The sequence below is a fragment of the Streptomyces palmae genome (assembly GCF_004684805.1).
Lineage (GTDB): Bacteria > Actinomycetota > Actinomycetes > Streptomycetales > Streptomycetaceae > Streptomyces > Streptomyces palmae.
The window spans coordinates 1-8,258 of the sequence record NZ_SRID01000316.1; the positions used below are offsets into that span (position 1 = coordinate 1).

General features: G+C 74.0%; 4 protein-coding genes. 2 read left to right on the forward strand and 2 right to left on the reverse strand.

The window, feature by feature from the left end:
- Positions 1-276: 276 nt before the first annotated feature.
- Positions 277-2,238 (reverse strand): beta-propeller fold lactonase family protein, encoded by a 1,962-nt coding sequence (locus E4099_RS25135; RefSeq protein WP_135341396.1) that lies wholly within the window; start codon positions 2,236-2,238, stop codon positions 277-279.
- A gap of 332 nt (positions 2,239-2,570) precedes the next feature.
- On the opposite strand from E4099_RS25135, the gene E4099_RS25140 reads away from it, so the two are divergent.
- Positions 2,571-4,847: a PIG-L family deacetylase gene (locus E4099_RS25140; RefSeq protein WP_135341397.1), complete on the forward strand. Its 2,277-nt coding sequence runs from the start codon at positions 2,571-2,573 to the stop codon at positions 4,845-4,847.
- Positions 4,848-5,309: 462 nt separating this feature from the next.
- Here the strand turns inward: E4099_RS25140 and E4099_RS25145 are convergent, their stop codons facing one another.
- Positions 5,310-6,188 (reverse strand): alpha/beta fold hydrolase, encoded by an 879-nt coding sequence (locus E4099_RS25145; RefSeq protein WP_135341398.1) that lies wholly within the window; start codon positions 6,186-6,188, stop codon positions 5,310-5,312.
- 113 nt (positions 6,189-6,301) lie between these two features.
- Between E4099_RS25145 and E4099_RS25150 the strand changes: the two genes are divergently transcribed.
- Positions 6,302-8,236, forward strand: a complete 1,935-nt coding sequence (locus E4099_RS25150; protein ID WP_135341399.1) for an AfsR/SARP family transcriptional regulator — start codon at positions 6,302-6,304, stop codon at positions 8,234-8,236.
- Positions 8,237-8,258 lie beyond the last annotated feature (22 nt).

The following is an 8,258-nucleotide window of genomic DNA, read 5'->3' on the forward strand; positions in this document are numbered from 1 at the left end:
CCCCAGGCCCCGCCCGGACCCGTTCCAGGACTGCGACGGTTGCGACCGGGTGTTCCGCGCCCCATCCCCCGGGTACTGCCGCGAGTGCCGATCCCGTGGGGAACCCAAGGAGCCGCCTCCATGACCACGGCGCCGAATGACCTACCCGCTGCTCGGCCCCGCTATCCCGATGCCTGACGCGCGACGCCGCCGCGCCTTCGGTGAAAGGCCGAGCGCCCGGGCCGGCCGAAGGGGCCGACCCGGGCGCTCAGGGGTCAGACGGTCGCGGTGGGATCGTCAGTTGCTGAAGTAGATGTACTTCCAGCCGCTGTACGCCGTCGAGTTCACGTTGTCCCCGGAGGTGCCGTTGACGTACCCGGAGCGGATCCGGAAGCGGAGGCCGGACTCACCGGACTCGCCCAGGTTGAGGAGCGACTTCCCGTCGGTGCCGAGCTCGTAGTACTCGTCCGTGCCCTCGTACCAGCTGCCCTGGTAGTACATCTGGATCTGGAGCACGTGGCTGCGGCCCTTGTAGTAGTTCATCGACGTCCCGTAGATGACGTCGGTGGTCTTGTGGAAGTAGTAGTACGACTGGGAACCAATCTTGCCGGTCTTGTAGTACTTGGACAGCGAGGTCGAGACCTTCGCCTTGGTGTACACCGTGGACTTCACCGTCCTGGGCGCGTAGCGGGCGTCGCCCTTGAACACGGCGGTGAGGTTGGTGTCCCGGGTCAGGGTCACGCTGGCGGACAGGTTGCCGCTGGAGTTGACCTTGCCGGACTTGACCAGCTTGTTGGGCTTGTCCGAGCCGTAGGGGTCGGCCCAGATCTCCACGGTGCGGTTCTTGTACGTGCTGCCGAGGTGCGCCGTGAAGGTGACCTGCTTGCCGTACGAGTACAGCTTCTTGTTGTTGTTCAGCGACAGGCTGGGCGTGGCCCGGGAGACCGTGACGCTGTCCGAGGCGGTGGCCCCCAGGTGCTGGGCGTCGCCGGCGTAGGTCACCTTGTAGGTCACCTTGCCGCCGGCCGGCGGGGTGTCGGTGAAGGAGAATTTGCCGCCGGTGCCCAGCGGCTTGGTGCCCAGCGACTTGCCGCTCGGCGAGTCCAGGTCGGTGCGGGTGACCGTCAGCGGGGTGCCGGCCGGCAGCGCGAGGCCGGAGGTGAGCGAGCCCTTGACGGTCAGCGACTTGGCGCGGGTGGCGGTGCTCGGGGCGTCGACCTTGAGCGTGCCGAGGTACTTGCGGGGCGCGTCGACGGAGTGGAACCGCGTGGCGTCGGCGGACCCGCTCAGCAGGAACAGCTTGCGGCCGTCGGCGGACCAGCTGGTGGAGTGCCCGGAGACGGGCATCCGGTTGGGCGAGAGGTTGCGGACGCTGGCGGGCTGCCCCGAGCCGCCGGAGAAGACATAGGTGTCACCGGCGTCGACGGCGTCCAGGACGGTGGCCGCGACCGTGCCGTCGGGGGCGATGCTGACCGTCTCCGGTTCGTCGGCGACGGGGTAGCTGCGTGCCTGCTGAAGGTCGGAGAGCCGATACTCGGTGAGCGCCTGCTTGCCGCGCGCGGCCACCACGATGGACTGGCCGTCCGGGCTGAGTGCCGCGTCGCGGACCAGGCTGCCGGTCTCGGCGGAGACGCGGATGGCCGGAGTGTCGCCGGAGACGTCGTAGACGACGATCGGGGCCGCGCTGGTGCTCTTGTCGAGCGCGACCAGCGTGCCCGGGTTGTCGGCGTCGGCATAGAGCGCCGGCGGTCCGGCCCAGTCGTGGTCTCCCCCCAGGTCAAGGGTGACCGTGGGGGTCGGGGCGGTCAGATCGACCGCGCCGAGACCGGAGTCCGCGCCGGTGCCGTAGCCGAACCACAGCTTGCCGCCGACGTGGACGAGCTGGGAGGGGGCGGTCTTGTCACCGGTCGGGTAGGTGGCAGTCTGGTTGAGCGTCGCGGTGTCGAAGGCGACGATCTGGTCCGCGCCCGCGACCGCGGCGTACAGGGTGCCCGAGTCGGGGCTCAGTTCGAGGTCCTGGACCTGGGGAAGGTCGGTGAGGGTGGCGACGACCTTGCCGGTCTCGTCGGTGATGACGATCTTGTTCTGGCTGGTGTCGCTGACGTACAGCAGGTGGTGAACGCCGTCGACGACCATGTCGTCCGCGTTCGAGACCGCGATGGGCGCGGTGGTGTCGGCCGAGGCCGGTGCGGCGGTGAGCACCGCCGAGCTGAAGAGGACCGCCAGCGCAGTGGCGGCGGGAAGAGTGCGGATTCGCACGCGTATTCGAACCCCCCGGAACGAAAAATAGGGAATCACCTCCATGCGAGGGACACGATGTGCGTGAACCGTGCCGGGCATGTGATGAATAAGCGAAGACTAGGTCATGTCTCCGACAACGGGATCGGCGCCCCGCCCCCAACTTCCGCCCGGACGCACCGTTCACGCCATCCCCACAGGTGATGGCGTCCGAGCGATGAGAATCGGTCGTTGATCATTTTGTGACCGGCCGATATCACACCCTCAGGCAACCTGTGAAGATCACAGACCGTCCCACAGCACAGCGAGGCGGCCATGGGTTGTCTCCTGCATGACGGGACGGATTCACCCAGATGGCTGAAAATTCGCGGGGCGCGGCTCCCCAACCTCCGAGTACCAAGCGGCAGACCGAGCCGTACGGCGTCCTCACCCGGCGCCAGACCCTCGGCGCGCTGGCCGCGCTGACCGCCACCACCGCGGTCGCCTGCAGCAACACCTCGCACCCCGGCACCGCCCGCAACGCCCCGGCGCACCCCGCCGTCCCGCCGGGCGGCGAGCCCTTCGCCGCGGTCACCGGCAACGGCCGCGGGCTGCTGCTCCAGGTCCTGGCCCACCCCGACGACGACCTGTACTTCATGAACCCGGACACCCAGCAGCAGCTGCGGGCCGGATCCGGGATCGTCAACGTGTACGTCACCGCCGGCGAGGCCGCGGGCGTCAACCGCCCCATCGGCACCCGGCGCGACGCCGTCACTCCCGACAAGCCCGCCTACTCCGCCGCACGCCACCAGGGGCTGCGCCAGGCGTACGCCGAGCTGCTGGGCATGGACCGGTTCACCCGCTGGCAGCGCAGGGTCATCGACCTTCCCGGCGTCCCCGCCGGCAGCCTGCGCGCCGAGTCCAACGAGCTGGTCTCCGGCAACCGCCGCGTCCAACTGATCTTCCTCAACATCGCGATGCTCTCCGAGAACCTGGTCCGGCTGCCGCAGCTGTGGGACACGCCCGACGTCCGGGCGAACACCCTGGCCGCCGCGGACTCCCCGCTGCAGGAGACCTTCCACTACCGGCACGAGACCCTGGTGGCCGTGCTGGCCGGGCTCATGGACCGGTTCCGCCCCACCGTGATCCACACCCTCGACCCGGACCCCGACTTCCAGGTCCACGACCGCGAGCACCCCAAGGACAACGACCAGCCCGGCTGCTCCGACCACCGGGACCACACCCCGGTCGCCCAGTTCACCTGGAAGGCCATCTCCCAGTGGGTGACCGCCGCCACCCGCCGCGACGGCCGCGCCCCGCGCTTCCTCACCACCGCCTTCCGCGGCTACTACAACCAGCGCTGGCCCCACAACCTGCCGCCAGCCCTGGTGGAGCAGAAGGCCCGGCTGGTCGAGGCGTACGGCGGCAGCCCGGACTGGCAGTGCGGCGTGGCCGCCGGCTGCGGCGACTACAGCCAGGGCGGCGACCGCCCGCTGCACAACCGCAAGGGCTGGATACGCTCCACCCACTACCGCTACCCCGGCACCCTGCCCGCCCTGACGACCGACGGGCGGGGCCGGGTCGTCGCCTACGGAGTGCTCGGCACCCAGGCGGTCCGCTGGCAGGAGACCGCCCCGCGCAGCGGACGCTTCGGCGCCCCGCGGAACCTCGGCGGCGGGCCACTGGCCCCCACCCTGTGCGCCGTCGAGGACACCGCCGGCCGGCAGTCGCTGTTCGCGCTCCGCTTCTCCGCGCTGGAGGGGCAGGGCCGGGCCGACACCCGCGAGATCGTCGTGCTGGAGCAGCGCTCCCCGGACGGAGCGTTCCGCGCCTGGCGCTCGCTGGGCACCCCGGAGGACGACGCGGAGTCCGGCCGCCGGGTCGGCTGCCCGGTCGCGGTGGCCACCCCCGACGGACGGGTCCACCTCTACGCACGCACCGCCCGCAAGGGCATCGCCACCCGGATACGTGACGCGGCCGGGCGCTGGGGCCCGTGGCAGACGGTGGAGCGCCCGCCCGCCCTGGAGGGCGTGGCCGACAGCGAGGAGATCCAGGACGGGCTCACCGTGGTGCTCGACCGGGAGAAACGGATCTGCCTGTTCGGCACCGGCCGGTACACCGTGCACCACTGGCGCCAGGAGGAGCCCGGCGGGCCCCTGGTGTGGCGTACCGCCGCCCGGATCCCGGCATCCGGCGACCAGCCCGGCGCCGCGTTCGCCGACGACGGCTCCCTCACGCTCGTCTACCGTCCCCCGGCCGACGCCCGGCCGTACCTCTACCGGCTGCCGGCCGGCGGGCCACTCACCTCGCCGGAGGACCCCGCCTTCGGTGCGCAGCCGGTGGGGCTGCGCCACTTCGAGGGCTACGGGCCGCTCACCGCGCACAGCGTGCGGGGCCCCGGCGGCAAGGACACCCTGCTGCTCGCCGGCAAGACGCTCGACGGCGAGATCCAGCTGCGCTGGGTGACCCTCGGGAAGGACTCCGAGGGCAGGGCGGCGGCGGGGGCGCGGCCCCTGCGATCACCGGCCCAGCTGGTGCCGGTGGGCAATCCGGCCCTGCTGCCGGGCGGCCCGGACCGGGCCTGCGTCGTCGGGGTCTCCCCCACCGCCACTCCCTGGATATGGCGCCCGGCCCCGACCTCCAAGGCGTGACCCTCGCGGCGGGCGGGGCAGCGGGTCGCCCGGCTCCGGGCCCTCCACGCCGCCACCGGCCCGCCCTTGGGCGGCACGGTGACCTGCGCGGGCGGCTGGGCGCCGGGGGCAACCGGTCGAGCCGGTCCGACGGACCGTGAGCGGACCGGGATCGCACCGGTGGTGACGCCGCACGGTGGTGAGCTCCCTGCCGCGGCCGTGCCCGCCTGTCGGTGGAGCGGCGCGACGCGACGGGCTTTCGCCGCCGGGTACGCGGTGCCGACCGGCCGGTGAGCGGGGAGGCCGGGAGGCCGGTGGACCGGCTCGGCGCGGCGCGACGGGCTTTCCCCGCCGGGTACGGGGTGCCGACCGGCCGGTGAGCGGGGAGGCCGGGAGGACGGTGGACCGGCTCGGCGCGGCGCGACGGGCTTTCGCCGCCGGGTACGGGCCGCCGACCGGCCGTCGCGTCGGGAGCGCGGGGGCTCAGCGGGCCAGCAGGTCCCGGATCACCGCGGTGATCTCCTCGGGTGCCTCCTCGGCCATGAAGTGCCCCGCCCGGGTCAGCCGGTGGTCCAGGTCCGGCGCCCACGCCTGCCACACCCCGGCGGCGTCGTAGCCCAGCCGCGCGCCCCAGTCCTGCTGGACGACCGTCACGGGCATGGCCAGCTGCGAGCCGGCGTCCAGGTCCGCCTGGTCGTGCGTGACGTCGATGCCCGCCGAGGCCCGGTAGTCCGCGACGATCGACGTCACCGCCGCGGCGCTCGCCCGCAGGTATGCGGCGCGCACGTCCTCCGGCAGGGCGGTCGGGTCGTTGGCCCAGGCGTCGAGGAAGGAGCCGAAGAACGCGTCCGCGCTGCCCGCGATCATCGCCTCCGGCAGGCCCGGCGGCTGCGCCATCAGGAAGAGGTGGTAGCCGACCGCCGCCGAGACACCGTGCAGCACGTTCCACATGTCGAGCGTCGGCACGACGTCGAGGATGCCCAGGTGCGTGATGGTCTCGGGGTGGTCCAACCCCGCCCGGAAGGCGACCAGGGCGCCCCGGTCGTGGCCGACGAGGGCGAAGCGCGGGTGCCCGAGCGAGGCCGCCAGGGCCACCACGTCGGCGGCCATGGCGCGCTTGGCGTACACCTCGGGATCGGTGGCCGCCGGCTTGTCGCTGGCGCCGTAGCCGCGCAGGTCGGGACAGATCACCGTGTGCTCGCCGGCGAGCCGCTGGGCGACGTGCCGCCACATCAGGTGGGTCTGGGGGAAACCGTGCAGCAGCACGACCGGGCTGCCGGCGCCGCCGACGGCGGCGGCCAGCTCCACACCGTCCGCGCCGGGCAGGCGGACGTGGTCGAAGCCGGGAATGGTGAGCGTCATGTGAGGGACCGTCCTTAGGGGTCGGGGACCGACCGGATCAGCCTGGGCGGCGCCGATCAGCAGCCGATCAGTACGGTCGGGCGCGGCCGGGCCCAGGCACCGAGGATGGGGGCATGCGAATCGACGTGCTCGGTGCCGTGCGGGCCCTCCGCGACGATGGCAGCGCGGTCGACCTGGGCGGCCCCCGCCATCGCGAGGTACTCGCCCGGCTCGTCGCCGCCGAGGGGCGGATGGTCGCCACCGACACCCTCGTCGACGACCTGTGGGCCGACCCGCCGGCCCGCGCCGTGGGCGCGCTGCGTACCTTCGTCGCCGCGCTGCGCCGTGCCCTCGAACCCGACCGGCCGCCCCGCGACCCGCCCCGTGTGATCGTCACCGAGGGTCCCGGCTACGCGCTGCGCCTGCCGCGCGAGGACGTGGACGTCCACCGGTTCGAGGACACCCTGGCCCGTGCCCGGCGCGACCCCGGCGCGGTGAGCGACCTCGGCGCGGCGCTCGCGGCCTGGCGCGGGGCCGCCTACGCGGATGTGCCCGGCTCGCCGTGGGCGCGGCGCGAGCGGACCCGGCTGGAGGAGCTGCGGCTGGACGCGGTGGAACTGCGCGCCCGCATCCTCCTCGACGCCGGGGAAGGGGCCGATCTCGTCGCCGAACTGGGTGCCCACGTCGCCGAACACCCGTGGCGCGAGCCGGCCTGGGGGCTGCTGGCCCGCGCGCTCCACCGCGCGGGCCGCCAGGCCGACGCGCTGGCCACCCTCCGCCGCGCCCGCACGATGCTCGTCGACCGGCTCGGGCTGGACCCCGGGGCCGACCTCCAGCGCCTGGAGATGGACATCCTCACCGGAGCCCCGCCCCTCGAAGGCGCCCGTACCGCGTGGACCGGCCCCGGCGCCCGGCTCGGCCCGCGCACCACCGTGGAGCTGGCCCGCACGCTGGCGCTGGCGGGCGGTGACGCCCTCGTCCACTCGCGGCGCGACCGGCTCGCCGCCATCCGGGCGGCGGAACGCACCGGAGACCTCCGGCTGACCGCCCGCATCATCGGCGCCTATGACGTGCCCGCCCTGTGGAGCCGGGCCGACGACCCCGAGCAGTCCCGCGCCGTCGTCGCGGCCGCCGAGCGCACCCTCACCGCGCTGGGCACCGACGGCCCCGCCGACCTGGCCGCCCGTCTCCTGGCCACGATCGCCGTGGAGAGCCGCAGCGCCGATCTGTCCGAGGCCGAGCTGGGGCGCGCCCGGCAGGCGGCCCTGCGGGGCGAGGCGCTGGCCCGGGAACTGGCCGATCCCGCGCTGCTGGCCTTCGCCCTCAACGGGGTGTTCCTACAGTCCTTCAGCCGCCCCGGGCTCGCGGCGGTACGGGACGGGATCGGCGCCGAGATCCTCGACCTTGCCACCCGGCACGAGCTGCCGAACTTCGCCGTACTGGGCCGGCTGGTCCGACTGCAGTCCGCCTCGGCCCTCGGCGACCTGGACGCCGCCGCCTCGCACGCCGAGGCCGCCGAACGGCTCGCCGCCACCACCGAGGCGCCCCTCGTCGCCGTCCTCACCGGGTGGTTCCGGGCCCGGGCCACGGCCGCCCGCAGCACCGAACCCGGCGGACCGAGCGCCGCCACGGCCGCGGCGCACTACCGCGCCTTCGAGGACGCCCTGCGGAGTGCCGGCATGCCGGGGCTGCACCGCGGCCTGTTCCCGCTCGCCCTGCTGGGGCTGCGGCTGCTGCACGACCGGCCCGCGCCCACCGGCCCCCAGCTGGACTGGGGCCCGTACCGGCCGTGGGCACGCCCCCTCCTGCTGCTCGCCCAGGACCGTGGTGCGGAGGCCCGTACCGCCCTGGCCGCGGTGCCCGAGCCTCCGCGTGACCACATGCAGGAGGCCATGTGGTGCCTGACCGCCCGCGCCGCCGTACGCCTGGGTGAGCGCGGGATCGCCGCACGGGCCGCGGACGCCCTGCGCGGTGCTCGTGCGGAACACGCCGGCGCCGCCAGCGGCATGCTGACCCTGGGGCCGGTGGCGCGGTACCTGGCGGAGGCGAAGGCATGCGCGGGAGCCTGAGCGGCGACGGGGGCGTGGCGAC